This is a genomic window from Arthrobacter sp. Z4-13, from assembly GCF_054792705.1.
This window is the reverse complement of the sequence record NZ_CP096459.1, coordinates 3,051,897-3,078,536: the sequence shown is the minus strand read 5'-3', so window position 1 is coordinate 3,078,536 and position 26,640 is coordinate 3,051,897. Positions and strand designations below refer to the sequence as shown.

The window sequence follows — 26,640 nt, the reverse complement described above, 5'->3', positions numbered from 1 at the left end:
CCATGGCGCAGGCCCTGACGGGCTACTCCTGGAAGCGGTAGCCCAGGCCGGTTTCGGTCAGCAGATGCCGCGGATTCGCCGGGTCGGTCTCGAGCTTCCGGCGCAACTGGGCCAGGTAGACCCGCAGGTAGGCGGTCTCGTGGGCGTAGGCGGGTCCCCACACCTGGGTGAGGATCTCTTCGTGGGTGACCAGGGCGCCGGTGTTCCTGGCCAGCAGTTCCAGGATGTTCCATTCAGTGGGGGTAAGCCGGACTGCCACGCCCCGGCGGGTCACCTGCTTGGTGGCCAGGTTGACGGTGAAACCGGCGGTCTCTATGACGGGAACGTCCCCGGTGGATCCGCGGCGCAGGGCAGCGCGGAGCCGGGCCATCAATTCGTCCATCCCGAAGGGCTTGGTCACGTAATCGTCGGCGCCGGCGTCCAGGGCCTGGATCTTGTCATCGGAGCCGTGCCGTGCGGACAGGACCACGATGGGGACTTTGTTCCAGCGCCGAAGCCGCCGGATCACTTCCACGCCGTCCAGGTCCGGAAGGCCCAGGTCCAGGATGATGACGTCCACCGGATGCTGCGCCGCCTGCTCCAACGCGTTCTGTCCGGTGAAGGCGGTGACGGTGGAGTAGCCTCTGGCGTTCAGGTTGATCTGCAGGGCGCGGAGGATCTGGACCTCGTCGTCAACGATCAGCACTGCTGCCATGAAGTCCTCTCATCCCAGGTTCCGGCGCTACGCCCGTGGAGAGCGGCAGCCGGACCACCATGGTCAGGCCCCCGCCGGGAGTGGGCTCAGCCAGGAGCACCCCGCCCATCGCTTCGGTGAACCCTTTCGCCACGGCAAGGCCCAGGCCGATCCCCGTCCCGGGCGTGGTGTCATCGGCACGCTGGAAGGGCCGGAACATGGCCAGGACCTTTTCTGGAGCAATGCCCATGCCGTGATCCACGATGCTGAGCTCGCTGGCAGGAACATCCCCAATTCTTGCACTGCCCGCGCCGCCCACCGCACCGGCAATCACGACGTCGGACTCGGGGGCGTACTTCAGAGCGTTCTCCACGAGGTTCGCGATGACCCGTTCCAGCATCCCCGGGTCGGCATCAACCGGAGGCATGTTGTCCGGCAGCAGCACCCTGAGCCGGTCCGATGAAGTGCCGCGCAGGGCCTCGCCGACCACGTCGGCCCAGTAGACGGGGCGGATCAGGGGCGCCACCGAGTCCGCGGTGATTCGTGACATGTCCAGGAGGTTGCTGACCAGGCGGTCCAGCCTGTCCGCGCCGTGCTCAATGGTGGCCAGGAGCTCCTCCTGCTCCTCCGGCCCGAAGGCGATTGTCCTGTCCCGCAGGCTGCTGGAGGCCAGTTTGATTCCTGCCAGGGGTGTGCGCAGGTCGTGGGACACCGCGCGCAGGATGGAGGTCCGCATGGTGTTCCCTTCGGCCAGGCGCAGGTTTTCCCGCTGGCTCGCTGAGAGCTCTTCGCGCTGGACCATGGCAAGCAGGTGTGCACCGAAGGCGGCCAGCAACCGCCGCTCGTCCTGGGACAGTTCCTTCCCGTTCAGCGTGAGCATCCGGTCCTCGTCCAGCTGCTCCACGGTGTCTGCCTCCGATACGTCAGCCGGGCGGGGTTCGCCGGAGAACTCCTGAACTTCCCACAGGACTGTCCTGCCGGGTCCGGACTGCCTGGCCCACAGTCCTGCCCCCTTCGCCTGGAAATGCTCCCGCACCTGGTCCAGGAACGCCGGGATGCTGTTCCCTTCCGCCACGGCCCGGCGGCTCAACTCCCCGAGAACAGCCGCTTCCGCGCCGGCGATGTGCGCTTCCTTGCTGAGCTTGGCGGACCGGTCCACCACCAGCGACACTGCCACTGCCACCAGGACGAAGATCAGCAGGGCCAGGACGTTTTCCGGATCGATCACGGTCAGCGAACCCACCGGCCGGACACTGTAGTAATTCACGATGAGTCCCGCGACGACGGCGGCTGCCACTGCGGGCCACAGCCCGCCGAGCAGCGCCACACCAATGATTCCTGTCAGGTGCACCAGCATGTCGGTTGAGAGCTGGTTGTGGGGGAGAAGGTCCAGGAGGAACTGCAGGAGCGGGGGAAGTCCCACCGCGAGGACAAACGCCGGTATCTCCCGGCGGCGCCCCAGACGAGGAGGCCTCCGTTTCGGGCGGTCGCCGGGGTTGGGGAGGTGGTTGATGAGGTGGACATCGATATTGCCTGCCTCCCGCATCACCGCGGCTGCCACCCCGCGGCGGATGCCGGGCAGGGGCCGGCGTGCGGGGGATCCAACAATGATCTGGGTAGCGTTGATGCTCCTCGCGAAGTCCACCAGCGCCTCTCCCGCGTCCTGCCTGCCGACGGAATGGAAGAATCCTCCCAGCTCAGCCGCGAGCTTGCGCAGGTGTTCCAGGTCCTTGCCCGATTCCGGGCCGCGTCCCTCCTTGGTGGTGCGGACATGAACCACATGCAGTTCTCCGCCCGCGGCGGCAGCGAGCATCCTCGCAGCACGGCGGACCAGTACCTGGTCCTGCGGCCTGCCGCCTACCCCCACGACGATCTTTTCCCGGGCGGGCCAGCCCTCCCTCACGCGCGCCGGGTCCCGGTAGTCCGCCAGCCCGGCATCGACCCGCTCGGCCAGCCACAACAACGCAAGCTCCCGCAGGGCGGCAAGCGTGCCAACGCGGAAGATGCCAGCCAGGGCGGCATCGGCCTCCTCGCGGGTGCTGTAGATCTTTCCGTCCGCCAGCCGCTGGCGCAGCAACTCGGGTGAGGCATCCACCAGCTCGATCTGGTTGGCGAGCCGCACCACGGCGTCGGGGACAGTAGTCGCTTCCTGGACGCCCGTGATCTCCCGGACGGCACCGGACAGGGACTCCACGTTCCGGATGTCGAGTGTGGAAATAACATCAATTCCTGCGTCCATCAGCTGATCGATCTGCTTCCACCGGCTGACGCCATCGGCCATTGCAGCGTAGTCGTCAACCAGAACGACGTCGGGTCGGCGGGCGGTCAGCGCGCGGACATCCGCATCAGCCGGCGCCCTGTCCTGACGCTGCGGGCCCAGCTCCAGACCTTCCAGCAGTTCGGCAGTATCGTTGCGTCCGCGCAGGGAGACGGCACCAACAACGACGTCGAAACCCTCGCCGGCCAGCCTGCGGCCTTCTTCCAACATCGCAAACGTCTTGCCCGCCCCGGGCGCAGCCCCCAGCAGGATGCGCAGATTACCTCGTGCCATGGCTCTATTGTTCGCCGCCACGGACCAAAAATGTGGAGGATCCGGGCTCGCACCCGCATAGTTAAGCGTTTGGGCCTGCATTTGTGGGTACGGGAACCGCATTGATGCAGGACGGAAACGAACAGGGGCTTCATTTGGCAGGGAATTCAACCTTCCGGCACAGCAACACCGCACTGCTTTCGGTGAGCAGCGTCGAGGCTCCGAGGATCGTGAGTTCCACGGATTTCGACCGCAGGCTGGCTTCGACCCTGCAGCGGCTGAAGTTCCCGCCGCGGCTGCTGGAGCGCGTTGCCGGCATAACGCACCGCCGCTGGTGGGCGGATGGGACGTCATTCGATGATGCCGCCGTTGAAGCGGGCGCCAAGGCCCTGGCCGAGGCCGGCGTCGAAGCATCCAAAATTGGCCTGCTGATCAACACCTCAGTCACACGGCGCAACCTCGAACCGTCCGTCGCGGTGAAGATCCATCACGGACTCGGCCTGCCGTCGTCGGCAATGAACTTTGATTTGGCGAATGCCTGCCTCGGATTCGTGAACGGCCTGACCCTGGCGGCCAGCATGATCGACTCCGGCCAGATCAAATACGCAGTGATCGCCAACGCTGAGGACGCCGAGGCAACCCAGGAGGCCACGCTGGCCCGGCTGCAGCGCCCCGAGACCACCCGCGAGGACTTCAACCGCGAGTTCGCCACGCTCACCCTGGGCTCCGGAGCCGCTGCCGCTGTCCTGGGCCCCGCGGACCAGCACCCCGGGGCGCACCGGATCGTCGGCGGCGTGATGCGTGCCGGCACGGAACACCACGAATTGTGCGTGGGCGGCATCGACGGCATGTCCACGGACACCAAAGGATTGCTTGACGGCGGCCTCCGGCTCGTCGTCGATGCCTGGCACGAAGCCCAGCCGGAGTGGGACTGGGCCGCGATGGACCGCTACGTCACGCACCAGGTGAGCAACGCCTATACCAAGGCCATCATCGACGCCATCGACCTTGACCCGGACAAGGTGCCCATCACGTTCCCGCGTTGGGGCAATGTGGGCCCGGCCTCCCTTCCGATGACCCTCGCTGCCGAGGCGCAATCCCTTGAAGCCGGCGACCGCGTGCTGTGCATGGGCGTCGGCTCCGGGCTGAACACCGCCATGATGGAAATCGTTTGGTAGCCGGCAGCTGGCCCGGCGTGGACCCTGACTGGTCCCGCGAGATTGATGTGCCGTCCACGTCCGGTGCAGATCAGCCCGGAACCGTGCGCCGCTGGCACCTGTTGGACAACGGCCCTCAACTCTCCCGCCGTGGCCTGGTTCCGGCAGGCACGCTGCTGTGCGTCCACGGCAACCCCACCTGGTCATATCTGTGGCGGACGCTGCTGGCCACCGGATCCAGCCCGGCTCATCCGTGGCGCGTTGTGGCGGTGGACCAACTGGACATGGGCTACTCCGAGCGCACCGGCACGTTCCGGCGCCTGGCGGACCGGATCAACGACCTCGGCGACCTTACCGACGCACTGGGCCTGGACGGGCCGGTTATTACGGTGGGCCACGATTGGGGCGGCGTGATCAGCCTCGGCTGGGCGCTGGCACACCCGCAGCTCCTCACCGGGGTGGTGCTGACAAACACGGCCGTCCACCAGCCCGCCGATTCCGTGATCCCGCCGGCCCTGCGGCTTGCCCTGCATCCCGCCGTGCACAGGTGGGGAACCACGACGTCGGACGCCTTCCTGCGGGTGACCCACTCGCTGGCACGCCCGCCGCTGCCCGCCGACATCCGAACCGCCTACCAGGCCCCTTACCGCGGAGCCCACCGCCGGGCCGGGGTGGGCAATTTTGTTGCCGACATTCCCGTGGACGCTTCCCACCCCAGCTTTCCGGCGCTCACGGGCGTGGCGGAAGGTCTCCGCGGGTTGAAGGTACCGGCCCTGATGCTCTGGGGACCCCGGGATCCCATCTTTTCCGACCGCTACCTCAAGGACCTCACCAGCCGGCTTCCGCACGCACAGGTGCACCGCTTCGAAGGCGCCGGGCACCTCGTGGCGGAAGACCGGAACATTGCCGCACCCATTTTCCAGTGGCTTGCCGCGCACGGCGCTGCCAGCGAAAGCGATCCGCCGGAAGCGGGAACCACAACCACCGGTGGCGAAGGGCTGAAGGCCGCAGTTGCGACGGCGGCATTCCGGCCCCTTTGGGACCTGCTCGGCGAACAGGCGGCAGGGCCGGCGGGAGGAGATACCGCCGTCGCGGAAATGTCCGCGGACGGCAGGGTGGGCCGCTCGCTCAGCTGGCAGCACCTGGACCGGAACATCATGGACCTCGCCGCGGGGCTGCGGACGGCGGGAGTGGGTAGCGGCAGCCGGGTGAGCCTGATGGTTCCGCCCGGAGTGGACCTGACTGTAGCCCTCTACGCCTGCCTGCGGCTGGGCGCCGTGGTGGTAGTGGCCGACGCCGGACTGGGAACCAAAGGCCTGAGCCGCGCCGTAAAAGGCGCCACCCCTGATTTCCTGATCGGCATCGACAAGGCACTCGCGGCCGCCTCGGTGCTCGGCTGGCCGGGGCGGCGGATCAGCGTGCGGGACCTCCCGGCCGCGCGCCGCCGGATCCTGGGTGTGGAAACCTCGCTGACAGCCCTGGCGCGGCGCGGTGCGGGCATGAGTCCGGAACCCTCCTCGCAGGGCCCGGACCCGGATGCCGACGCCGCTGTGCTGTTCACGTCCGGCTCCACCGGCCCCGCCAAAGGCGTGCTCTATACGCACCGGCAGCTCGCCGCGATGCGGAATACGGTGGCCGAAACGTTCGGGATCCGCCCCGGCGCCAGGCTGGTGGCGGGCTTCGCCCCGTTCGCCCTGCTGGGGCCAGCGCTCGGAGCGGTCTCGGTGACGCCCGCCATGGACGTCACGGCGCCCCGCACTCTGACGGCCCGCGCGCTGGCGGACGCCGCCGCGGCCATCGACGCTACGGTGGTCTTCGCTTCACCGGCGGCGTTGCGCAACGTCCTGGCCACCCGGGATGGGGTGAGCGGGGCCGGGCACAACGCCTTGGGAAAAGTCGAGTTGCTGTTGTCGGCCGGCGCGCCCGTCCCGGAACCGCTCCTGGCGGAGGTGCAGCAGCTTCTGCCTCAGGCTGCGCTGCATACCCCGTACGGAATGACAGAGGCGCTGCCGGTCACCGACGTCAGCCTCGAACAGATCCAGGCCGCCGATGCCGACGCTGCCGCCGGAACCGTGGCGGGGGCAGGCAATGGCGTGTGCGTGGGGAGACCCGTGTCCGGCGCCCGCGTCGCTGTGGTCCCGCTCGCGGCGGATGGCACCGCGCCCGGCTTTGATCCCGTAACGGAGGCCGGCGTGACCGGCGAGATCGTGGTCAGCGGCCCACACGTCAAGGAAACCTACGACAGGCTCTGGCTCACCCAGCGGGAGAGCGCGGGCCTGCCCGGATGGCACCGCACCGGCGACGTGGGCCACTTCGACGCCGCCGGCCGGCTTTGGGTGGAGGGACGCCTCGCCCATATCGTGACGGCGCCCGGCGCTGTAGTGACGCCGGTGGGCGCCGAACAGGCCATCGAACGCCTGGACTGCGTCCGGCTGGCCGCCATCGCGGGCGTCGGACCGGCAGGGACGCAAGCCGTCGTCGCCGTCGTCGAGGCTGTACCACCCGTCCGCAAAGCCGGCCCTGCGGCGCCGCAGCTCGCCGCGCTTGTCCGAAAGGCGGCCCTTGAGGCCGGCGTCGACGTTTCTGCTGTGCTCACGGTCCCCGCGCTGCCCACCGACATCCGGCACAACGCCAAGATCGACAGGACCCGCCTGTCCCGCTGGGCTTCACGGGTGCTGGCTGGCGGCCGTCTGGGAGAGCCATGAGGGTCCTCGTTACCGGCGCAAGCGGGCTGCTCGGGCGGGAAGTGGCCCGGCACCTGGTTCGCCAGGGGCATGCGGTAACTACCTTCCAGCGCCGTCCATCAGGAGTCGACGGCGCCGCTGACTACTGCGGGTCCATCACGGACAGTGCAGCGCTCCAGGGAGCAGTCCAGGGTGCGGAAGGAATCATCCACCTGGCCGCGAAAGTTTCCTTCACGGGCCGCGCCGCCGAGTTCGACGAGGTGAATGTCGAAGGGACCCGCCGCCTGCTCCAGCTCGCCCGCGCGGCAAGGGTGCGGGACATGGTGTTTGTCTCGTCCCCGTCCGTGGCCAACTCCGGGGCCGCCATCGCCGGGCTGGGCGCGGAGCCGGCCGACCCGGAGCATGCGCACGGCGACTACTCCCGCACCAAGGCCGAGGCCGAGCTGCTGGCGCTCGCAGCGGACGCCCCGGACTTCCGGGTGGCAGCCGTGCGCCCCCACATTGTCTGGGGACCGGGAGATACGCAACTGGTTGAACGGGTCCTGGCACGCGCCGGCCGCGGCCGACTGCCGCTGCTCGACGCCGGTGCGGCCCTGATCGACACCACCTACGTGGACAACGCCGCCTCGGCCGTCGCCGCCGCGCTGCACCGCATGGACTACGTCCATGGCAGGGCCCTGGTGGTCACCAATGGCGAGCCCCGCCCGGTCGGCGAGCTGCTGGCGGGGATCTGCGCTGCGGGAGGCGTCCGCGCGCCGTCGTGGACTGTGCCGGGTGGGGTGGCACGGGCGGCGGGAGCGGTGGTGGAGAAGCTCTGGAACTGGGCCGGACGGCAAGAGGAGCCGCCGATGACCAGGTTCCTTGCCGAACAGCTCTCCACCGCCCACTGGTTCGACCAGCGCGAGACCCGTGAACTCCTCGACTGGACGCCCGCTGTGTCGGTCGATGAGGGACTGGCGAGACTGGCCGAGCACTACGGTTCCAATGCCGGCCGTAGCGGGAGCTGACGCCTTCGTGCCGGCTAGGACAGCGACGGATCTTCCTTCAGCCAGGCCATCGCCTCATCCAGGGAAGTGAAGAAGCGGGTGGGGTGAGCAGGATGATGCCGCGAGATGTAGAACTCGGCGATGGCTTCGTCTACGGGCGAGGTGCCAACAAGCGCTGCCCGCGCGAGCGGCCAGGACGCGGCGAAGGCTTCCTGGGCGCGACGGTCGATCCACTTCATGCCCGCCATATCCACCAGCAAGGGGAGGGTGCGGCCGGCGCTCAGCGCCCTGGCACGTTCCATCAGTGCCTTGGCGTCACTTTCCCTGACCACCGCGCCGGGACCCCACTTCAGGTGCAGTATCAGCCCGGATAGCTCGACCGTACCGGTGACGTCGTCACGCCCAGGGTCTTCCACAGTGCCTCCTACAATCCTGGCCGCGGGACCGCCTCGTAGGTGATGAACTCATCGGACGCCCAATGCAGCCGCCACCCACAATACGCCCGGCGCCCAACGCGGGAGCTGCTGTTTCCCTCCAGCCTTAAAGCCCCCGATCAAGACCGTCATAAGAAGCCAGTAGGGCGACTCAAGATTTGCACAATTACTCCCGTGTGTGGACAAACCTTCTTCCGTTCGAGGGTGCACGTTTCCTAGGGTGGTCACACACGCTCGTCGAGGGGGACATCTTGGTAAGCACTGACGCACCTTTGGCTCAAAAAGAAAATATCGCCATGCAGCAGGTGGTCCCAGGTTCCGTGGCGCCGGCGCCGTCCGCAGGCCGGGTGCCCCGTCCCGCTCCTCCGAGCAAACCACTTACAGCATCTCCAGTTGCGCCTTCCAAAGGGCGTGAACGTGAAGTGCGGCGGCTCATCCACGACCTTGCCGTTCTCGCCGCCGAGCGCCGGCAGGACCTGTCGTAGAGCGGCTGGGTGCAGGAGCCTGCGCTGCGTATATTCCATGTCGACACCCGGATAGCCGTCGCGTCAGGGAAGGTGCGCGTCATGGTTGGGTTTGCGGGTCGGTGACCGCAGAACGCGTACGACGCCGGGGCACGCCGGCCGCGGCCAGCATGCGTTCCAGCGTCCCGGCCTCCATGAGGTCGGCCCAGTCCCACCGCACCACGTTGATTCCCAGGGCACGTATCCGGTTCTCGCGCCTCTTTTCCGCCACAACGGCCTGCGATGCGGTCCCGCCCTTCAGATACCCGGGTTTGACGTACTTCTCCTCGCCATCGAATTCACCAACAACCTTGGCCCGCTTCCAGTAGAAGTCCGTATAGCCCACCAGGCCCGCCGCGTCCGAGAATTCTTGTTGGAGGACCGGAACCTCGAAACCAGCCAGATGGATCAAGGCCCTGCTCAAGGACTCCCCGGCCGAGCCGGACGTGGGATCAGCAAAATCAATGACGGCCCGAATCCTCCGTGCGGCAGCAGCGGAATAGATTGAACCGATGCCGGCCTCCAGTTCGGCCTTGGTTATGGCCGCCAGCCGCCGGGCCCTGTCGGGACGGAGCACATGGTCCACGGGTACCACGGCTTCGCTGAAGGGAATGAACGCTGCCAGGTCCAGGACGGTGCGGATGCGGTCGGTGACCAGGAGGCCCTCCCGCCTCACCACCTGCAGACCTGCTGGCGCGGCGAAGTGGCGGCTGACTCCGGCACGCGACCGGCCGCCGTCGTTCTTCAACGTGAGGGCCTCGACGGGGTGCTGCAACCCAACCGTGGGGATGCCCCACACGCTGGCGGAAGAGCGCCGCGCGAAGACCGTGGGTTTCTCGAACGTTTCCGCGGCTGCCTGGACGCGAATGCGGTACTGCTCCCATGGCTTCAGTGCCCTCCACGTCGCACCGTCCGCGTAGACGCCGTGCCTGACCCGGACCAGGGCGCCGGCTTTCACACGCTTGGTGAGCTCGTTCGGGGTCACGCCATGCAGGATGCGTTCACGGGACAAAAAGAGCGGCAGCAGGTCGGGCATAAACCGAACTTGCCAGCTGCGCGTCCGTGACGGGAGGGGCAGGTGCCGCTATGTGGAGAACAGCTGGCGACGCGCTTGTTCCGCGCCGACCCGCAGCTAACCTGACGCGACTGGAATATGGGCTGCGCCCGGGAAGATCCGCGTCGACGGCGAATTGGGGCGTCAGGGGGCGGTGCCCGGCGGGGGAGACCAGGTGCGCCCAGGGTAAGCAGGAAGGCACGACGGCGGCCCGCACCGTGAGAGCGCCCCGATTGGGCCGGGACTTCCATGCGTGGTCTAGGACGTCCGACGCGCAAATTCCGTCCCGACCCGCATGTGCCCTGACGCGACTGGTATTTGGTGTGCGCGGGGGAATGTGCGCGTCGAGAGCGGATTTGCGCGTCGGCGGTGGTGAGCGGGCGTCGCAGGGGCCCACGCTTGACGGGCAGAAACGCTTCCGCATATCCTGAACGAACGGTCGGTAAATAATTCCGCACGTCCCAGAAGGTCTTTTGCATAGGAGCAACCATGGCAGCGCAGAACTTGCAGTCAGTGCCGGCCGAGCTATCCCCAGAGGAGGTCGCGGCGCAGGAGGCGGAAGCCCAGGCCCACTTCGACCGCGTTATGGCCGAGGACTCCCGCATCGAGCCCAAGGACTGGATGCCGGCGCCGTACCGCAAGACGCTGCTGCGCCAGATCTCCCAGCACGCCCACTCCGAGATCATCGGCATGCAGCCCGAAGCCAACTGGATCTCAAGGGCCCCCAGCCTGAAGCGCAAGGCCATCCTGATGGCCAAGGTCCAGGACGAGGCCGGCCACGGCCTCTACCTCTATAGCGCCGCCGAAACCCTTGGCCAAAGCAGGGACAAGATGATGGACGACCTCATCGCCGGCAAGGCCCGCTACTCGTCCATCTTCAACTACCCGGCACTGACCTGGGCGGACATGGGCGCCATCGGCTGGCTGGTGGACGGCGCCGCGATCTGCAACCAGGTCCCGCTGTGCCGCGCCTCCTACGGCCCCTACGGCCGCGCCATGGTGCGCATCTGCAAGGAGGAGTCGTTCCACCAGCGCCAGGGCTTCGAGATCCTCCTGGAACTCTCCAACGGCACGCCCGAGCAGAAGCAGATGGCCCAGGACGCCGTGAACCGCTGGTACGCCCCGTCGCTGATGATGTTCGGCCCGCCGGACGACGATTCGCCCAACTCCAAGCAGTCCATGGCCTGGAACATCAAGCGCTTCAGCAACGACGAACTGCGCAGCCGCTTCGTGGGCATGATGGTCGAACAGGTCCGGGTCCTGGGCCTCACCCTCCCCGATGAGCAGGTCCGCTACAACGAGGACACCAAAAAGTGGGAGCACGGCCCGCTGGACTGGCACGAGTTCCAGGAAGTCCTGGCCGGCCGCGGTCCCTGCAACGCCCAGCGCCTTGAGCGCCGGAGGGCAGCGCACGACGACGGCGCCTGGGTCCGCGAGGCAGCGGCCGCCTATGCAGCAAAACAGGCAGCACAACAGTCAATGAAGACGAAGGAATACGCAGCATGAGTCCACACGGCAACCCGGAAGTGCCGGCAAGCTCGGCAACGGAAATCAACCGCAACGCGGCAAAGGTTCCCGCCGGTCCGGACACCACAGCCAGCGCCGCCGCAGAGATCAACCCCAATGCGGCAAAGGTTCCCGCCGGTCCTGAGAACACCCCCACGTCCGCAGCGCCGGCGCCAGCTGCCGAACCAAAACATGCGGCCGAAACCCAGGGCCGCAACGCCTGGGGCCTCTGGGAAGTATTCGTCAGGTCCAGCCGCGGCCTCTCCCACGTGCACGCCGGCAGCCTCCATGCACCGGACGCCGCCATGGCCCTGCGCAACGCCCGCGACCTCTACACCCGCCGCAACGAGGGCGTCTCCATCTGGGTGGTCCCCGCGGACGCCATTGCCGCCAGTGACCCCGATTCCAAGGGCTCGTTCTTCGAATCCCCGCAGGGCAAGGACTACCGGCACGCCACGTACTACACCAAGAGCGAAGGGGTTAAGCACCTGTGAGCACCCCCGCATCGAACACACAGGCAGCAGAAACATCAGGCCACGGCGACATCTCCACCGGCGTCCCCAACGCAACAGCCGGCGGCGACTCCAACGCCAGCGCCACCCGCATCACCCCCGGCAACGCCCTGCGCCCGGAGGACATCGCGCTCGAAGTCCGCACGGGCCTGGCCAAGCCATCAGAAGATGTCGCGGAGTACGCCCTCAGGCTCGGCGACGACGCCCTCATCCTCGCCCAGCGCCTGGGCCACTGGATCTCCCGCGCCCCGGAGCTGGAAGAGGACGTGGCCCTGGGCAACATCGCCCTGGACCAGCTGGGCCACGCCCGGAGTTTCCTCAGCTACGCCGGCGGCGCCTGGAACAAAACAGAGGACGATCTCGCCTACTTCCGCCGCGAGCACGAGTTCCGCAGCGTCCAGCTGTTCGAGCAGCCCAACGGCGACTTCGCGGTGACCATCGCCCGCCAGTTCATCGTGAGCTACTACCAGTTCGAGCTGTACCGCCGGCTAACCGAATCCACGGACGCCACCCTGGCCGCCATCGCCGCCAAGGCCGTAAAGGAAGTGGACTACCACCGTGACCACAGCGCCCAGTGGATCCTCCGGCTGGCCGGCGGCACCGAAGAGTCAAGAAGAAGGATGATCCACGGACTCCGTCTCATGTGGCCGTACGTCAACGAACTGTTCCAGGACGACGAGCTGACGCAGCGGCTCGCCGAGGCGGGTGCCGCCGTCGCGCCTTCCAGCCTGCGGGAGGACTTCGACCGGCTCACCGGCGAAGTCCTGACAGAAGCCGAGCTCGAGGTGCCGGACGTGCCGGCTGCCCCCGGCGGCGGCCGGCACGGCAGGCACTCGGAGCATCTGGGCTACCTCCTGGCCGAGATGCAGGTGCTGGCCCGCGAGCACCCTGGAGCGAGCTGGTGACGGTCATGGACATCTACGTGAGCGACTTCGAAACCAAGCCCACGTCCGTGGACAAAAGTGCGGAGCAACAGGCGTGGGACATCGCCGCCACCGTCTGCGATCCTGAGATCCCCGTGCTCACCATCGCGGACCTGGGCATCCTGCGGCACGTGCAGGTGACGGACGAGAAGGTAACAGTCACCATCACGCCCACCTACTCGGGCTGCCCCGCCATGGACGCCATCCGCGATGACCTGCAAGCTGCGTTCAAAAAAGAGGGCTACCAGGACGTCGAGGTGGACCTCGTCCTCGCCCCGGCCTGGACCACGGACTGGATGACAACCGAAGGCAAACAGAAGCTGCAGGAGTACGGCATCGCCCCGCCGTCGGGCATGGCAAACGCGGCAAGGCACGCCGGTCCCATCCGGCTGCAAATGGCCGTCAAGTGCCCGCAGTGCGCCAGCCTGCACACCAAGGAACTCACCCGCTTCGGCTCCACCTCCTGCAAGGCGCTGTATGTGTGCCAGGACTGCAAGGAACCGTTCGACTACTTCAAAGTGCTGTAAGGAAGCCCCATGCCTGTTGTCCGCCAGACCGCCGCCGAAACGGCGCAGGCCACCGGCCGCCGTCGTCCGTCCTTCCACACCCTCGCCGTAAAGGAGGTGCGCCGGCTCACCGAGGACGCCATCGAGGTGGGCTTCCACGTCCCGGCAGAGCTCGCCGGCCAGTTCGACTACCTGCCCGGCCAGTACGTGGCCCTGCGCACCAAGCTGCCGGACGAGACCGGCGAGCTGCACGAGGTGCGCCGCAGCTACTCCATCTGCGCCGAGCCGCGCAGCTTCGCGGACAGCAGCAGCGAGATCCGGGTGGCGGTGAAGAAGGACCTGGGCGGGCTGTTCTCCACCTGGGCGAACGCCGAGCTGAAGGCCGGGGACACGCTGGACGTGATGAGCCCCATGGGCGCGTTTGTGTCCAGGCACGGCCGGGACGGCAAGGCCGTGGAGCAGAACCGGATGAACTCCATGAACAACCCGGAGGAGCTGGCGGGGGACGTCGCCGCCAGCGGGGAAGCGAGCTTTGTGGCCATCGCCGCCGGCAGCGGCATTACCCCGGTGATCGCGATCGCCCGGACCCTGCTGGCCGCCAACCCGGAGTCCCGGTTCGACCTGATCTACGCCAACAAGGCGGCCATGGACGTGATGTTCCTGGAGGAGCTGGCGGACCTGAAGGACAAGTACCCGCAGCGGCTGGCCATCCACCACGTGCTGTCCCGCGAGCAGCGGATCGCGCCGCTGCTGAGCGGAAGGATCGACGCCGAGAAGCTCCAGCAATTGCTGGGCACCGCCATCCACGCGGACGATGTGGACGAGTGGTTCCTGTGCGGGCCGTTCGAGCTGGTGCAGCTGTGCCGGGACACCTTGGCCGAGCGCGGGGTGGAGCCGGAGAGGATCCGGTTCGAGCTGTTTACCTCGGGCAAGCCGGACAAGCCCGAGGGGCATGCGGGCCGTCCCGTGGTGGTGGACGAGTCCAAGGAGACGTACAAGATCACGTTCAAGCTGGACGGCCTGCAGGGCGACGTGGCCAGCCCCACGCACGCCCGCGAGTCCATCCTCAACGCCGCGCTGCGGGTCCGCCCGGATGTGCCGTTCGCGTGCGCCGGGGGAGTGTGCGGCACGTGCCGGGCCAAAGTGGTCGCCGGCAGCGTGACCATGGACGAGAACTACGCGCTGGAGCAGGATGAGCTGGACAAGGGCTACGTGCTGACCTGCCAGAGCCACCCCACCAGCAAGGAAGTCACCGTCGACTTCGACGTCTGAGTTTTATTCGATTACTTGAGGAGCCCGATGATTTCCCTCTCCATCAACAACGGCGTCGCCGAAGTGGTCCTGGACGCCCCGCACAAGCTGAACTCGCTGGATGAGCAGGCGCTGGAGGATTTGTCCCAGGCGTACGACGACGCTGCTGCCGCCGCCTCGCGCGGTGAGGTGCGGGCGCTGCTGCTCCGGGGAGAGGGCCGCGCCTTCTGCGCCGGCCGGGACATCCAGAACGTCACGCCGGAGAACGACGACGCCGCTGCGTACCTGGGCGGGCTGGTGGAGCCGCTGCTGAAGAAGATGAGCGCGTTCCCGGCTCCCACGTTCGCGGCCGCCCACGGTGCCTGCCTGGGCGTGGGGCTGGGGCTGCTGCTGGCCACGGACGTGGTGTACGTGGCGGAGAACGCCAAGTTCGGTTCGCCCTTCGCCAAGCTGGGCGCGACGCTGGATTCGGGCGGGCACTGGTACTTCACAGAGCGGCTGGGGATGCACCGGACGCTGGACCTGATTTACACGGCCGAGCTGATCAGCGGCACCGAGGCCGTGGCGCGGGGGCTGTTCAGCCGGGCCATGCCCGCGGACGAGCTGCTGGAGAACACCCGTGGCATCGTCGCGAAGGTGGCTCGCGGCGCCACCGAGGCGTTCACCGCCAGCAAGGAGCTGGTAGCGCACATCCGGGACCAGCGTTTGGGCCTGTGGGCCGCGATGGCGGAGGAGAACGCTGAACAGGCACGGCTGTGCAAAACGGACGACTATGCCGAGGGTTTCCGGGCGTTCCAGGAGAAGCGGGAGCCGAAGTTCACCGGCCTTGTTGGTTAAGTTCGGTCAGAGGGCGGCGGCTTTGGCGTACAGCACGGCTTTTTCTTGTTCGTTGGCGGTGAGTTCGGCCGCCGCGAGCAGTTCGGTTCTTGCTTCCTCCCTGCGCCCGAGTTGGGTGAGCAATTCCCCCCGCACGCTGGGCAACAGGTGTGAGCGGGGGAGGGTGCGGTCGGCGACGAGTTGATCCACGATTTTCAGGGCGGTCGCGGGCCCTGTTGCCATGGAGACCGCTACGGCGCGGTTGAGTTCGACAACGGGGCTGGGTGCCAGTTGTCCCAGGGCCTCATAGAGCAGGACTATCTTGTTCCAGTCGGTCTCTTCGAAAGTTCGGGCCGTTGCGTGGCACTGGGCGATAGCTGCCTGCAGGCAGTAACTTCCCCTTCCGCGGCCCAGCGCGTCGGCACGCGCCAGTGCACTCACGCCGCGGCCGATCTGCGTCCTGTCCCAGCGCGATCGGTTCTGGTCAGCGAGCAGGACCGGGCTGCCGTCGTGGTTGACGCGTGCGGCGAACCGGGACGCCTGGAACTCCATCAGCGCAACGAGTCCGTGAACTTCGGGTTCCCGCGGAAGCAGGCCGGCAAGCACACGGCCAAGGCGCAGTGCCTCGTTGGCCACCTCGGTGCGGATCCACCGGTCGCCCGTTGTGGCGGCATAGCCTTCGGTGAAGATGAGGTAAACCACGCCCAGAACAGCGCTGAGGCGGGCTTTCCACTCGTTCGGGTCGGGCGTATCAAATGGCACCCGGGCGACGGACAGGGTTTTCTTTGCCCGGACGATGCGCTGCTGGACGGTGGCGACGGGGACGAGCAGCATGCGTGCAATTTCTTCGGTGGTGAGGCCACCGACGGTTCGCAGTGTCAGGGCCACCTGGCCCTCCCGGGAGAGGACGGGGTGGCATGCGATGAAGACAAGCCTGAGCATGTCGTCGGGGATCGGCTGCCACTGGTCCTCGGTCATCTCCTGGAGGTCATGGGCGATGGCGCGGTAGCGTTCGTCGAGGCGCTCCCGGCGGCGCCAGCCGTCGATTGCCTTGCGTTTTGCCACGGCCGTGAGCCAGGCGCCCGGATTGTCCGGGACGCCTGACTCGGGCCATTGGCTGAGGGCATCCACCAAGGCTTCTTGAGCCAGATCCTCGGCCAGGCCGATATCGCCGGTCATCTTGGCGAGGGCCGCAATGATCCGCGCGCTTTCGATCCGCCATACGGCGTCCAGGGTGCGCTCGATTCCCGGCTTGGAGGTGGCCACGTGCTTAGCTGCTCTTTGGCTTAGGGCTGGTTGAGTTCTTCGCGCCAGCCGGCTTCCTTGCGCAGGTACTCGTTGTCGGAGAAGTCTTCGAAGTCGCTCATATCGGTCACGCGGCGGACCTCAAGTTTGCTGCCCGGGCCCAGTGGGCACCGGCTGGCCCACTGGACAGCTTCCTCCTTGCTGGCGGTCTGGATGATCCAGAAGCCGTTGAACAGTTCGTGGGTCTCCCCGTAGGGGCCGTCGGTGACGATGGGGGTATCGGCGGAGAAATCCACGACGAAAGCTTCGCTCATGTCATCGGCAAGTCCCTCACCGGCGAGCAGCACGCCGGCCTTCATGAGGGATTCGTTGTAGGCGCCCATTGCATTGATGATCTGCTCGAAGTCCGCCGCTTCGTAGGCCGTCTTTGCTTCCTCGGTAGCGCGCATGATCAGCATAAATTTCATGGTTCTTCTCCTTCGTACTGAGGACGCCGGATGGGTCCTTCTACTATCGCGTCGAACAGGCAGGCGCCGGATCGACAGGACTTTCAAAAAAAGATCCGGATTGTCCTCGGGCCCACGCCATGCAGTCTGGTCATTCATCGACCCTAGGACCCATAGGCGCCACTGGGAATAGTTGCACGAGGAGCGAGACCAGCCACCTCACGGCTGCTCTGTCCCTTCGCCGGCAGTGTCGTCGTCCACCCACTCCAGCAGGTCGGCCGGCTGGCAGTCCAGGACCCGGCACATTGCGTCCAGGGTGCTGAAGCGGACCGCCTTGGCCCGGCCGTTTTTCAGCACCGCCACGTTGGCGGGCGTGATCCCGACGCGTTCGGCGAACTCGCCCACGCTCATCTTGCGCTTGGCCAGTTCGACGTCGATGCGCACCACGATCGCCATCAGATCACCCCTTCCATGTCCGTCCGCAGTGTCGTCGCCTGCCGCAGCAGATCCCGCATCACCACGATCAGCAGCACCAGCACCGCGCCGATCAGCGTGATGCCGATCAACACCGCGGGCGTCCCGGGGTCGCGCAGTTCGGGGGTGAAGTAGATGTACGCGACGAGGGAGCCGGCCATGGCCGCGAGCAGCAGCCACGCCGCGACGAACGCCCACATGATCACGTCCACCCACCGCAGCGAGGCCGCGGTGAAGATCCGGTCGCGCTGGACCAGGGTGAGCAGCCGCCAGACGCACACGATCACAACCTGCAGGCACAGGGCTTCCAGTTCGCAGAACAGCAGCATCGGCCACCGCCAGGGATCGAATGCCGGCCCCTCCTCGGTGGTGAAGAGAAACTCGCCGGGGAACGACATGACCTGGGCCACCAGCAACCCGAGGAACACCAGTACCAGCAGGGCTCGTAGCGGGAGGACCAATTTATTAACAATAAGCATTCATCAATAATCGGCACTTACCTATCGAAAGTCAATCGCACCGCCGCGTGCAGAAGCCCCGTTACGCTGCCCGGTCCACCCGTGAGCGCCACAGCAGGTACACGAAGTAGGGGGCGCCCACCAGCGCCGTCATGATGCCGGCGGGTATCTGCGCCGGTGCGATGACCGTCCTGCCGATCACGTCGGCGAGGACCACCGTGCAGGCTCCGATCAGGGCTGCCACCGGCAGCACCCGCACGTGCCGCGCGCCCACCAGGCTGCGGGCGGCATGCGGCGCCACCAGGCCCACAAAGGCGATCACGCCCACGGATGACACCGCGCCGGCAGTCAGCAGCACCGCCACGGACAGCAGGAGAAGGCGGGAACCGGACAGCGCGATGCCCAGCACGCGCGGGGAATCGTCGTCCACCGCTATCAGGTCAAGATCCCGCCGCAGTGCCGCCAGCACCGGCAGCGCCAGAATCAGCGCCGCCAGCGGCGGCAGGACCGAGGCGAACGTCCGCCCGTAGGTTGAGCCGGAAAGCCAGGTGAGGGCTTTGGTCTGGTTGTAGGGGTCGGTGGTCACCAGGAGTACGGTGATGAGCGCGGCCAGGCCGGCGGAGACGCCGATGCCGATCAGCACCAGCCGGTTCTGCTGCAGTCCTCCGCGGAAGGCCAGCCCGAACACCAGCAGGGCGGCAAGGGCGGCGCCCAGCAGCGCCGAGCCGGTGACCAGCCAGGAGCCCGCCAGCGGGACGGTGGTGATGACCACGATCGCCGCGAGGCCGCCGCCGCCGGAGACGCCGAGGATGCCGGGTTCGGCCAGTGAGTTCCGGGAGACCGCCTGGATCAGGGCACCCGCGATCGCAAGGGCCGCACCGGCCAGGACGGCCGCCACAACGCGCGGCATCCGGGTTCCCAGCACGGCGCTGACCCGGTTGCCGGACTGGCCGGTGAGCCAGTTGGCCAGGTCGCCGAGCAGGAGTTTCGCGTCGCCGAGCAGTGCGCCGGCCACCAGCAGCCCGGCAAGCAACAACAGAAGCCCCATCAGCACGCCCAGGAAGAACCTGCGGGAGCGCAGCCGTGCCAGCGCGTCCCCGGCAACGCTCAGGCCGGCGTCGGACATCCGCAGCGCCAGAACCACCAGGAACACCGCACCGAAAACGGTGGTGACCGCTCCGGTGGGAACTTCCACGCCGGCCTGCGCACCAAAGACAACACGGACCAGTACGTCGGCTCCGATCACCACCACGGCACCGGCGAGGCCCGAGATGGGCAGCAGCGCCCGGTGCCTGCCGAGGCCGCGGACCCGGGATGCCAGCAGGCGCACGATGGCCGGCGCGCACAGGCCCACGAATCCGATGGGACCGGCGATGGTCACCGCCGCTGCGGACAGCAGGACCGCAAGCACGACGGCGCCAACCCGGGCCAGGCGCGGGTCCGCCCCTGCCAGCCGGGAGGCGTCGTCGCCCAGGCCGAGCAGATCCAGCCGGCGGCCAAGAACCAGCAACCCGGCGACGGCCACCAGGACCACCGGCGTGAACTGGAGCAGTTCGTCGGGGCGGGACTGGGCGAGGCTGCCCTGGCCCCACGCGTAGAGGCCGGTGGTCTCCTGGCTGAAGAGCAGCAGCAGGGCGCTCGTGGCCGAATGCAGGCCCAGGGCAAGTGCGGTGCCGGCCAGCACCAGCCGGATCGGGCCGCCGTTGCCGTTGGCGCCGCCGCCGGAGAGGGCCAGCACCAGGAGCGCCGCGGCGAGGCCGCCCACGAAGGCAAGCGCGCCGGAGAGCAGCGCCGGAAGGGTCACCCCGAACGCGGCGACGGCAACGATGGCCAGGTGCGCACCGGCGTTGACCGCCAGGGTGTCCGGGGCGGCGAGGACGTTGCGGGTGGCCGACTGCAGTGCCGCGCCGGCCACCCCCAACGCCACGCCCACCAGCAGCCCGGCCATCAGCCGGGGGATGCGCGAGGCGACCAGAACGGCGGCCGCCTGGTCAGAGCCTCCCCCAGTAAGCAGGCCCAGCAACTCGGCCGGGCCGACGTCGGCGGTGCCCTGGGTGAGGTGGATCAGCGCGAAGAGGACCAGTACGATCAGTCCGCAGCCGGCGGCCAGGGCTGCCGGCGACCGGCCGCGGGCGCCCGTGAGTGCCGGTGCGGGGGCCCCTGCCACGGCCGTTGGCGCTGGGGCGGGGACAGCCGGGGAGGGCCTCTTCACGGTTTCGGTCATGGCGCGGTGGGGCTACTTGGTGAGGGCGGCGACGATGGCGTCGACGTACTGGGTCATCGAAGCGGGGCCGCCGAACATCCAGATGCCGTCCGGCAGCCGGTGTACCTGGCCGGATGCGACGAACGGCAGCGACTTCCACACAGCGTTGCCGGCCAGTTCCTCGGTGAAGTCGCCGTCGGCGCTGTTGGTGATGTAGACAAAGCTGTCGGCGTCGATGGCGCTCAGACCCTCGACGTCGGTGGAGGCCAGGCCGTAGGCCGGGTCGCCTTCCATCGTCCACGGTGTGACCAGGCCCAGCTCGGTGTTGATGTCGGTCAGCAGCGAGCCCTTGGTGAAGGGGCGGACGGAGACCTTTCCGTCGGCTACCCAGCCGTCGGCGAAGGCCACGCGGGAGCCGGCCAGTCCGGCCGTGGCGAGGGCCTCCTTGCCCTTGGCAACGGCGGCGTCGAACGCGGCAACAGCCTCGTCAGCCTTGGCCTCCGTGCCGGTTGCCTTGGCCACCAGCTTCAGGTTGTCCTTGGCCTGGTCGATCTGGCGGCTGGCGTCGGCGGACTTCACCACGACGACGGGGGCCACGTCTTCGAGCTGCTTGATGACGGCCTCGGGCAGGTCAGCCGTTGCCACGATCAGGTCCGGGTCAAGGGATGCGATGGTGTCGAAGCTGGGCTCGCCGCGGGTGCCGATGTCGGTGGCAGTGCTGTCCAGCTTCCCGGCCGTGACCCAGGCGTTGTACCCCTTGATGTCGGCGACGCCGACGGGCTGGACGCCCAGGGTGGTCAGGTTCTCCACCACGTTCCATTCGGTGCCGACCACGCGCTTGGCGGGGCCATCGAGCGTGACTTCGACGCCGCGGGAGTCCGTCAGGGTGACGGCTTCGCCGCTGCCCGCGCTGTCGGAAGCCGGGCTTGCGGGGCTCTCGGTGGTGCCGCAGCCGGTCAGCAGGAGCGCCAGGGCAGCGGTGGCGGCCAGGGCGGCCTTGGGAATTCTCATGGACGTGGGGTCCTTTCGGGGTGGTGGTTTTGACTGTCGCTGTGCCGTCCGACGGCGCGGGTGCGCAGCCGGCCGGTGAGCGGGTCGGTATGGGTGACTATGGGGATGGAATAGACCTCGCTGAGGAGTTCGGCGTCGAGCGCCTCATGGGCAGGGCCGGACGCCGCGATGCGGCCTGCGGAGAGGACCACCACGTGGTCGGCCAGCGCGGCTGCCTCGTCGAGGTCGTGCAGCACCACGCCAATCGCGACGCCGTGCACTCGCGCGAGGTCAAACATCAGGTCGAAGATCTCCACCTTGTAGCGCAGGTCCAGGTGGTTGGTTGGCTCGTCGAGCAGCAGCACGGAGGTGTCCTGCGCCAGGCAGCTTGCCAGCCAGACGCGCTGCAGCTGGCCGCCGGAGAGCTCATGGACACCGCGGTGCGCCAGATCAGTAATGCCGGTGAGGCCCATGGCGCGGTCCACGGCGGCGGGTCCTTCGGGATCCGCTGCCCGCCACCGGCCGCGGTAGGGGTGGCGGCCAAATTCGACGACGTCACGGACGCTGAGCCCGTGCGGCACCGGCCTGCTCTGCGACAGCAGCGTCACATGCCGGGCAAAGTCGCTGCGCTTCATCAAAAGTGCATCAGCGGCTTCACCAGCCGCTGGCCGGACGGTTACCGTTCCCGAGGAAGCCTCATGCAGCCGGGCGAGGGCGCGCAACAGGGTGGACTTGCCGCTGCCGTTCGGCCCGACGAGGGCAACGATCCGGCTGGGCACAAGCTGCAGCCCGGCACCGTGCACCACGTCCCTGTCCCCGTAACGGAGCACCAGGCCGCTCGCCTCGAGCCCGAAGAGTTCACTTTGCTGAATCACTCCTGAAGATTAGCTTAGGCTTGCCTAATCTCTAAAACGCGTCCCTAATGAGTCGGTATGGGCGACCGGTGCGGAGAACCGCTCCTGCGTCTCTGCCTAGCCCAGGCGTACAGATCACGCAGGTATTTCCCGCCTGCCGGAACGGGTACCGCTTACTCGTGTTTCCCGCTTTGGTTGGCTGTTTACTGGGAAGTGCCGGCGAGGAGAGAGCTTCTCGCGAGAGGGCTCCCACCCCAGCACTCGCCGGCACCATCATCGCGGCGGCTGAAACAGATCCACCGGGGACGGCATCTACCTTGCCGCGTGCCCGCACCATCTTGTTAGCCGGTGCGATGACAGTTTCGCGTCAGCGAGCCTGAGGGAATCGGATGAGATAGTGACGGATGAAGGCGGGACTGCGTTCTCGGCAGAGTCGGGCCCTTACCCACCCTTAGACGCGGCTTGACCCACAGCCGCCCTAGCCGCCCGCTCAACTGAGCTGCGAAACTCACCACCGGCCGCCTCTTAGTCTACGGTTTGTCGCATAACCGCAGGTCAAACTCGTGTTGAGAATTAGCCCGAATATTGACTGAAACTTGAGTCTCATTTGCGGAAATCTTTGTTCCCGTTCGCAAGAGTAGAAGAAACCGGGAGAAACCCGGTATAACGACGCTGCAGGTCTTCAAAGACGTGGCGCAGCTGAAACTCCACGGGGGCACACTTGTCTGAGGTTCTGAACGAGACGGTCCATAACAGCGCAAAGGGGGGCTTAAGCCGTCGCAGGGTAGTTGCGGGAGTGGCATGGTCGCTACCAGTTATTGCCACGGCTATCGCCGCGCCGGCTGCAGCGGCGTCCAGGATTAGCGCCACAGCGGCATTGACGGGTCCAGCGTCGAGCATCACACTGGTCAGTTCAACAGGTACGGGTTCAGGCACCAACCGCACGGGGACCGGCCCCACGGGCTTCCAGATCAACAACGTGGGTGCAGCAATTACGGGTCCGATCACCGGCACTGTCAATATCAAGCCGTCAGGAACAGTAACTGCAGGAGCAGGCATCCAGTCCATGACTCCCGCCGTACTCACAGCACCGGCCTATACCGCCACCTTCGAGTACAACGCCACATTCTCGTACGCAGGGGGCATCAGCAGTGGCCAGCCCCTGAACTTCCCCCTCTCATTCGAGTACCAACGTCTCAACGGGTCTCCTACTAAGACGACCTTTACTTATTCGCTGACCATTACCCTCAGGCTTCCGGACGGCACCGACCGGATTCTGACTGGGGTTCTGACGGTGGCCTACTAACCATGGTCTGGAAACATGGGAGCCTAGTCGCAGAAGTTCGTACAGAGTCGCAGGGCCGGGTGGCCCTCCTTCATCTCGACGCAACCCAGCCGGTGGTCCTCGAAGGTACCGCTGCAAAAATTTGGGATCTCATTGACGGGCAACGAACAGTGCAGTCCATTCTGAATGAACTCGAGTCAAGCTTTGAGGATCAGGTCGGCCGGATGCAGGTCCAAGTCGAAGGGTTCCTGGCCGGCCTCGAAGCCCAGCACTTGATTGAGTCTGCTAGCCACACTTCGCTCTAAGAGCTTCAGGTCCGGCGGGATTATGAGTAACTTACAGACGGCCGGTGCACCAAGCCAATTTGACGGGCTGCTGAGCGGCAGTGATCTACTGCGCGTGGACGTGCTGGGAACGCAGTTCGCCGTTCGTTGGGGCCTCGAAGTTACCCGGGAGCAGCGGGATGCCATGCGCTTGGCCTGGGAACGATGCGCCAGCATTGAGGAGCTGTTGGTTCCGCCGCTGCCGAACGAGCCCACCGACTCCGAGCCGTTCTCGGCGTCAGTCACCTACCGGACGATGGCCACCGAGGCCGGCACTTTCCCGCTGCAGGCTGCCTCTTTTGAAGAGTTGGCTGAGAACCTCACGACCAGGCTGACGGTGGCTGCCATCTTGGCCAATGCTGGGGAACTAATGATGCTCCACGCCTGCGGAGTGGCGGATCCCGTCACAGGGGCGGTGGTGGCGCTCGTGGCCAAGTCGGGAACGGGCAAAACCACCGCAGCTTCGGTACTGGCGAGAACGTACGGGTATGTCACGGATGAAACCGTAGCCATCGGTCCGGACGGATCCGTGATTCCGTACCCGAAGCCGCTGTCAGTGAAGCAAGGGCCCGGCCTGCCCAAGGGACAGATTGGGCCGGACGAACTTGGACTAGAACCAGCCCCCACCAAGCCCTTCATCCAGTCCATCGTGTTGTTGAACCGGATCCAGAGTGATCCTCCGGTGACCCCCGTGCTGAAGAGGTTCCCGCTGGCCGACGCTGTACTTGCCCTGATCCCAGACTCGTCCTCGCAGGGCGAGATTGAGGAGCCGCTGCAATCGCTTTGTCGTCTGATCGACAGCGTCGGGGGAGTCTGGCAAATGACGTATTCGGAAGCCACTCATCTGCCGGCCGCCCTGGAGCCGTTATTTTGGCCGCAGCCCGAGACGGAGCCCAGATGGGAAGCCCGGGCAGACGATGCCCAGTCCGGACGCATCCCGGACGGCTGCCTTCGGCGCACAACACCAAAAGACGCTGTGGCTATCGATGGGGACGTGCTAGTGATGCTTGACAACGAGATTGTGCGGCTCAGCGGGATCGGCCCGGCCATCTGGGAAGCGTCCGCCAACCCAGTCAGGCTGGACCAGCTCACTGAAGAAGTCAGCAAGGTGCACGGCAGGCCGGAAGGCTACCGTGGTGCCGTCGCCGCAGCCGCAGCGCAGCTCGCTGAGAGATCAGTTTTGGAACACGGCCGCAAGTAGCCGCCGACAGCGTGGGGGACCACTCGAAGCAGCACCGCGGCGATGAACGCCGGGACAGTAAACAGAGAATTTGAGTGGAAGGAACCACTATGAGCACAACAGCGGCAGCGCCCGCGGAAGCGCCGGCAGGATTGGACCTGACGGACTACCTGCGGATACTTCGGGTTTACTGGAAGGCCATTGTCGCCTTCACCCTGTTGGGCACCGTAACGGCGGGCGGGTGGACCATTATCCAGCCCAAAATTTATTCCTCTGATTCCAGCGGTATCGTGGTGACACCGGGCTCGGACAACGTAAGCCTGTCTCTGGCCGGAGACAGCCTTGCCAAGGCCAAGGTCAAAAACTACGAGTCTGTGGCAAAGTCTCGGCTCGTGGCGGACCGAGTCATCGCCGCCCTAGAGCTGAACACCACTGCGGACGCTCTGCTCGGCACCATCAGTGTGAAGGCCCCGCTGGACACCGCCGAGATTCGGGTGACCGCCCTATCGACCGACCCCGTTACCGCGCAGCGCGTCGCCGACGCCTGGGTCAATGGCCTCGCCGCCCAAGTGGAAGCGATCGAAACGGCGGCTCCCGCGGAGACAAGTGCTGAGCCCGGCACCGTAGCAACGCCTAACGCCGGGTCGCTGGCGAATGCTACCGCGACGGCTGTGCGGGTGCTTCCCCTGGGCAAAGCACTTCTTCCCGCCAGCCCCACATCACCGAACACCCAGCTCAACCTGGCGCTCGGCGCACTTGTCGGACTAGCGCTAGGGGTAGCCTATGCACTGGTCCGCCGTCTTCTGGACCGGCGCATCCGGGACAGCGCTGAAATCGAACGGCTGTTCGGACTCCCCGTGATAGGCACCCTCCCCGTGGACCACCGCCTAGCAAACAAGAGCACCACCTTGGAAGCCGGCACCGCGGAGGAGGTCCACGACGCCGGCGGAGCGATGGCTGAAGCGCTCCGGGAACTGCGCACCAACCTTAGTTTCCTCGATGTGGACCAACCGCCACGAATAATCGTGATAACCAGTTCGGTGCAGGCGGAAGGCAAATCCACGGTCACGGCAAATCTTGCGGTCGCCATCGCAGCTACCGGAGAGAACGTTGTAGTGGTTGACGGCGACCTCCGGCGCCCCACCTTAGTGGACGTTTTCGATCTTGTGCCGGGGGTGGGAGTCACCGATGTCCTGACCGGCGCCGCCGAGTTGGCGGATGTCCTTCAGCCCTGGGGTGCCCTGCCGAACCTCTCGGTACTCGGCTCTGGCCTCATTCCGCCGAACCCTAGCGAGCTGCTGGGTTCCCTGGCTATGAAGAACATGCTCAACGTCCTGGCGGAGAACGCAATCGTCCTGATCGACGCCCCTCCACTGCTTCCCGTGACGGATGCCGCCGTACTCTCCCGCGCAGCGGACGGCGCCATCGTGGTGATCCGGACAGGCAAGACCACCCAGGAGCAGTTGGCACAGTCACTTGGGAACCTCGACAAGGTTAAGGGCCGGATCCTGGGCGCGGTCCTCAACTGCGTGCATACCCGCGGAACAGACGCCTACTCGTACTACGGGACCTACACCTCCGCAACGGATCCAACTCCTGAGGTTGAATCCGAGCTCACTGCCGCTGGCCGCCGGGCACGCGGATAGT

General features: G+C 66.7%; 24 protein-coding genes. 13 read left to right on the top strand and 11 right to left on the bottom strand.

Annotated features, from left to right (window positions below; all coding sequences use genetic code 11):
- Positions 1–22 precede the first annotated feature (22 nt).
- The gene (locus M1E07_RS15955; protein WP_461187602.1) at positions 23–694 is read right to left on the bottom strand and encodes a response regulator; all 672 of its coding nucleotides are present in this window, start codon (positions 692–694) and stop codon (positions 23–25) included.
- Positions 672–3,224 (bottom strand): DUF4118 domain-containing protein, encoded by a 2,553-nt coding sequence (locus tag M1E07_RS15950; RefSeq protein ID WP_461187601.1) that lies wholly within the window; start codon positions 3,222–3,224, stop codon positions 672–674. Before M1E07_RS15950 ends, M1E07_RS15955 begins: the two co-directional genes overlap by 23 nt.
- A gap of 104 nt (positions 3,225–3,328) precedes the next feature.
- On the opposite strand from M1E07_RS15950, the gene M1E07_RS15945 reads away from it, so the two are divergent.
- The 3 genes from M1E07_RS15945 to M1E07_RS15935 are packed head-to-tail and all read left to right on the top strand — an operon-like array spanning position 3,329 to position 8,051.
- A complete protein-coding gene (locus tag M1E07_RS15945) occupies positions 3,329–4,381 on the top strand; it encodes a 3-oxoacyl-ACP synthase III (protein ID WP_461190418.1) in 1,053 nt (350 codons plus the stop codon).
- The gene (locus M1E07_RS15940) at positions 4,375–7,065 is read left to right on the top strand and encodes an alpha/beta fold hydrolase (protein WP_461187600.1); all 2,691 of its coding nucleotides are present in this window, start codon (positions 4,375–4,377) and stop codon (positions 7,063–7,065) included. Before M1E07_RS15945 ends, M1E07_RS15940 begins: the two co-directional genes overlap by 7 nt.
- Positions 7,062–8,051, top strand: coding sequence for an NAD-dependent epimerase/dehydratase family protein (locus M1E07_RS15935; protein ID WP_461187599.1), 990 nt, complete (start codon positions 7,062–7,064; stop codon positions 8,049–8,051). The genes M1E07_RS15940 and M1E07_RS15935 overlap by 4 nt, the downstream gene beginning before the upstream one ends.
- Positions 8,052–8,065: 14 nt before the next feature.
- Here M1E07_RS15935 and M1E07_RS15930 read toward each other — a convergent pair whose 3' ends face one another.
- Complete coding sequence (locus tag M1E07_RS15930; protein ID WP_461187598.1) at positions 8,066–8,446, bottom strand: DUF7793 family protein; 381 nt, start codon at positions 8,444–8,446, stop codon at positions 8,066–8,068.
- A gap of 582 nt (positions 8,447–9,028) precedes the next feature.
- Positions 9,029–10,003, bottom strand: a complete 975-nt coding sequence (locus M1E07_RS15925) for a hypothetical protein (RefSeq protein WP_461187597.1) — start codon at positions 10,001–10,003, stop codon at positions 9,029–9,031.
- A gap of 507 nt (positions 10,004–10,510) precedes the next feature.
- Here M1E07_RS15925 and paaA point away from each other — a divergent pair.
- From paaA to M1E07_RS15895, 6 genes are read left to right on the top strand one after another with little or no spacing between them, the layout of a single operon-like run.
- The gene (gene paaA, locus M1E07_RS15920; RefSeq protein ID WP_461187596.1) at positions 10,511–11,527 is read left to right on the top strand and encodes a 1,2-phenylacetyl-CoA epoxidase subunit PaaA; all 1,017 of its coding nucleotides are present in this window, start codon (positions 10,511–10,513) and stop codon (positions 11,525–11,527) included.
- Positions 11,524–12,021 (top strand): 1,2-phenylacetyl-CoA epoxidase subunit PaaB, encoded by a 498-nt coding sequence (gene paaB, locus M1E07_RS15915; RefSeq protein WP_461187595.1) that lies wholly within the window; start codon positions 11,524–11,526, stop codon positions 12,019–12,021. Before paaA ends, paaB begins: the two co-directional genes overlap by 4 nt.
- A complete protein-coding gene (paaC, locus tag M1E07_RS15910; protein WP_461187594.1) occupies positions 12,018–12,944 on the top strand; it encodes a 1,2-phenylacetyl-CoA epoxidase subunit PaaC in 927 nt (308 codons plus the stop codon). Before paaB ends, paaC begins: the two co-directional genes overlap by 4 nt.
- A gap of 5 nt (positions 12,945–12,949) precedes the next feature.
- A complete protein-coding gene (gene paaD, locus M1E07_RS15905; protein ID WP_461190417.1) occupies positions 12,950–13,489 on the top strand; it encodes a 1,2-phenylacetyl-CoA epoxidase subunit PaaD in 540 nt (179 codons plus the stop codon).
- A 9-nt stretch (positions 13,490–13,498) separates the two neighbouring features.
- Entirely contained in the window at positions 13,499–14,740 is a 1,242-nt protein-coding gene (paaE, locus tag M1E07_RS15900) for a 1,2-phenylacetyl-CoA epoxidase subunit PaaE (protein WP_461187593.1), read from the top strand.
- A gap of 27 nt (positions 14,741–14,767) precedes the next feature.
- On the top strand, positions 14,768–15,556 hold the full coding sequence (locus tag M1E07_RS15895; RefSeq protein ID WP_461187592.1) for an enoyl-CoA hydratase/isomerase family protein: 789 nt from the start codon (positions 14,768–14,770) through the stop codon (positions 15,554–15,556).
- 6 nt (positions 15,557–15,562) lie between these two features.
- On the opposite strand, the gene M1E07_RS15890 is transcribed toward M1E07_RS15895, so the two are convergent.
- From M1E07_RS15890 to M1E07_RS15860, 7 genes are all read right to left on the bottom strand, one after another.
- Positions 15,563–16,801: an RNA polymerase sigma factor gene (locus tag M1E07_RS15890; protein WP_461187591.1), complete on the bottom strand. Its 1,239-nt coding sequence runs from the start codon at positions 16,799–16,801 to the stop codon at positions 15,563–15,565.
- Between the two features lie 20 nt (positions 16,802–16,821).
- The gene (locus tag M1E07_RS15885) at positions 16,822–17,247 is read right to left on the bottom strand and encodes a YciI family protein (RefSeq protein ID WP_461187590.1); all 426 of its coding nucleotides are present in this window, start codon (positions 17,245–17,247) and stop codon (positions 16,822–16,824) included.
- 198 nt (positions 17,248–17,445) lie between these two features.
- The gene (locus M1E07_RS15880; RefSeq protein ID WP_461187589.1) at positions 17,446–17,682 is read right to left on the bottom strand and encodes a helix-turn-helix domain-containing protein; all 237 of its coding nucleotides are present in this window, start codon (positions 17,680–17,682) and stop codon (positions 17,446–17,448) included.
- Positions 17,682–18,179: a DUF2975 domain-containing protein gene (locus tag M1E07_RS15875; RefSeq protein ID WP_461187588.1), complete on the bottom strand. Its 498-nt coding sequence runs from the start codon at positions 18,177–18,179 to the stop codon at positions 17,682–17,684. Before M1E07_RS15875 ends, M1E07_RS15880 begins: the two co-directional genes overlap by 1 nt.
- A gap of 61 nt (positions 18,180–18,240) precedes the next feature.
- Complete coding sequence (locus tag M1E07_RS15870; RefSeq protein ID WP_461187587.1) at positions 18,241–20,382, bottom strand: iron ABC transporter permease; 2,142 nt, start codon at positions 20,380–20,382, stop codon at positions 18,241–18,243.
- A gap of 12 nt (positions 20,383–20,394) precedes the next feature.
- Entirely contained in the window at positions 20,395–21,372 is a 978-nt protein-coding gene (locus M1E07_RS15865; protein ID WP_461187586.1) for an ABC transporter substrate-binding protein, read from the bottom strand.
- A complete protein-coding gene (locus M1E07_RS15860; RefSeq protein ID WP_461187585.1) occupies positions 21,369–22,226 on the bottom strand; it encodes an ABC transporter ATP-binding protein in 858 nt (285 codons plus the stop codon). Before M1E07_RS15860 ends, M1E07_RS15865 begins: the two co-directional genes overlap by 4 nt.
- A gap of 775 nt (positions 22,227–23,001) precedes the next feature.
- Between M1E07_RS15860 and M1E07_RS15855 the strand changes: the two genes are divergently transcribed.
- The 4 genes from M1E07_RS15855 (at position 23,002) to M1E07_RS15840 (ending at position 26,639) form a co-directional block, all read left to right on the top strand.
- Positions 23,002–23,511, top strand: coding sequence for a hypothetical protein (locus tag M1E07_RS15855; RefSeq protein ID WP_461187584.1), 510 nt, complete (start codon positions 23,002–23,004; stop codon positions 23,509–23,511).
- 2 nt (positions 23,512–23,513) lie between these two features.
- Complete coding sequence (locus M1E07_RS15850; protein ID WP_461187583.1) at positions 23,514–23,795, top strand: PqqD family protein; 282 nt, start codon at positions 23,514–23,516, stop codon at positions 23,793–23,795.
- A 22-nt stretch (positions 23,796–23,817) separates the two neighbouring features.
- Positions 23,818–25,014 carry a hypothetical protein gene (locus M1E07_RS15845; protein WP_461187582.1) on the top strand — a complete coding sequence of 399 codons (1,197 nt, stop codon included), beginning with the start codon at positions 23,818–23,820 and terminating at the stop codon, positions 25,012–25,014.
- Positions 25,015–25,103: 89 nt separating this feature from the next.
- Positions 25,104–26,639, top strand: coding sequence for a tyrosine-protein kinase domain-containing protein (locus M1E07_RS15840; RefSeq protein ID WP_461187581.1), 1,536 nt, complete (start codon positions 25,104–25,106; stop codon positions 26,637–26,639).
- Position 26,640 lies beyond the last annotated feature (1 nt).

Bases quoted from the DNA above. Each gene is read 5' to 3' on its own strand.
- M1E07_RS15955 (WP_461187602.1), bottom strand. From the start codon at position 694: ATGGCAGCAGTGCTGATCGTTGACGACGAGGTCCAGATCCTCCGCGCC.
- M1E07_RS15950 (WP_461187601.1), bottom strand. From the start codon at position 3,224: ATGGCACGAGGTAATCTGCGCATCCTGCTGGGGGCTGCGCCCGGGGCG.
- M1E07_RS15945 (WP_461190418.1), top strand. From the start codon at position 3,329: ATGCAGGACGGAAACGAACAGGGGCTTCATTTGGCAGGGAATTCAACC.
- M1E07_RS15935 (WP_461187599.1), top strand. From the start codon at position 7,062: ATGAGGGTCCTCGTTACCGGCGCAAGCGGGCTGCTCGGGCGGGAAGTG.
- M1E07_RS15925 (WP_461187597.1), bottom strand. From the start codon at position 10,003: ATGCCCGACCTGCTGCCGCTCTTTTTGTCCCGTGAACGCATCCTGCAT.
- paaA (WP_461187596.1), top strand. From the start codon at position 10,511: ATGGCAGCGCAGAACTTGCAGTCAGTGCCGGCCGAGCTATCCCCAGAG.
- paaB (WP_461187595.1), top strand. From the start codon at position 11,524: ATGAGTCCACACGGCAACCCGGAAGTGCCGGCAAGCTCGGCAACGGAA.
- paaD (WP_461190417.1), top strand. From the start codon at position 12,950: ATGGACATCTACGTGAGCGACTTCGAAACCAAGCCCACGTCCGTGGAC.
- paaE (WP_461187593.1), top strand. From the start codon at position 13,499: ATGCCTGTTGTCCGCCAGACCGCCGCCGAAACGGCGCAGGCCACCGGC.
- M1E07_RS15895 (WP_461187592.1), top strand. From the start codon at position 14,768: ATGATTTCCCTCTCCATCAACAACGGCGTCGCCGAAGTGGTCCTGGAC.
- M1E07_RS15885 (WP_461187590.1), bottom strand. From the start codon at position 17,247: ATGAAATTTATGCTGATCATGCGCGCTACCGAGGAAGCAAAGACGGCC.
- M1E07_RS15880 (WP_461187589.1), bottom strand. From the start codon at position 17,682: ATGGCGATCGTGGTGCGCATCGACGTCGAACTGGCCAAGCGCAAGATG.
- M1E07_RS15875 (WP_461187588.1), bottom strand. From the start codon at position 18,179: ATGCTTATTGTTAATAAATTGGTCCTCCCGCTACGAGCCCTGCTGGTA.
- M1E07_RS15870 (WP_461187587.1), bottom strand. From the start codon at position 20,382: ATGACCGAAACCGTGAAGAGGCCCTCCCCGGCTGTCCCCGCCCCAGCG.
- M1E07_RS15865 (WP_461187586.1), bottom strand. From the start codon at position 21,372: ATGAGAATTCCCAAGGCCGCCCTGGCCGCCACCGCTGCCCTGGCGCTC.
- M1E07_RS15850 (WP_461187583.1), top strand. From the start codon at position 23,514: ATGGTCTGGAAACATGGGAGCCTAGTCGCAGAAGTTCGTACAGAGTCG.
- M1E07_RS15845 (WP_461187582.1), top strand. From the start codon at position 23,818: ATGAGTAACTTACAGACGGCCGGTGCACCAAGCCAATTTGACGGGCTG.
- M1E07_RS15840 (WP_461187581.1), top strand. From the start codon at position 25,104: ATGAGCACAACAGCGGCAGCGCCCGCGGAAGCGCCGGCAGGATTGGAC.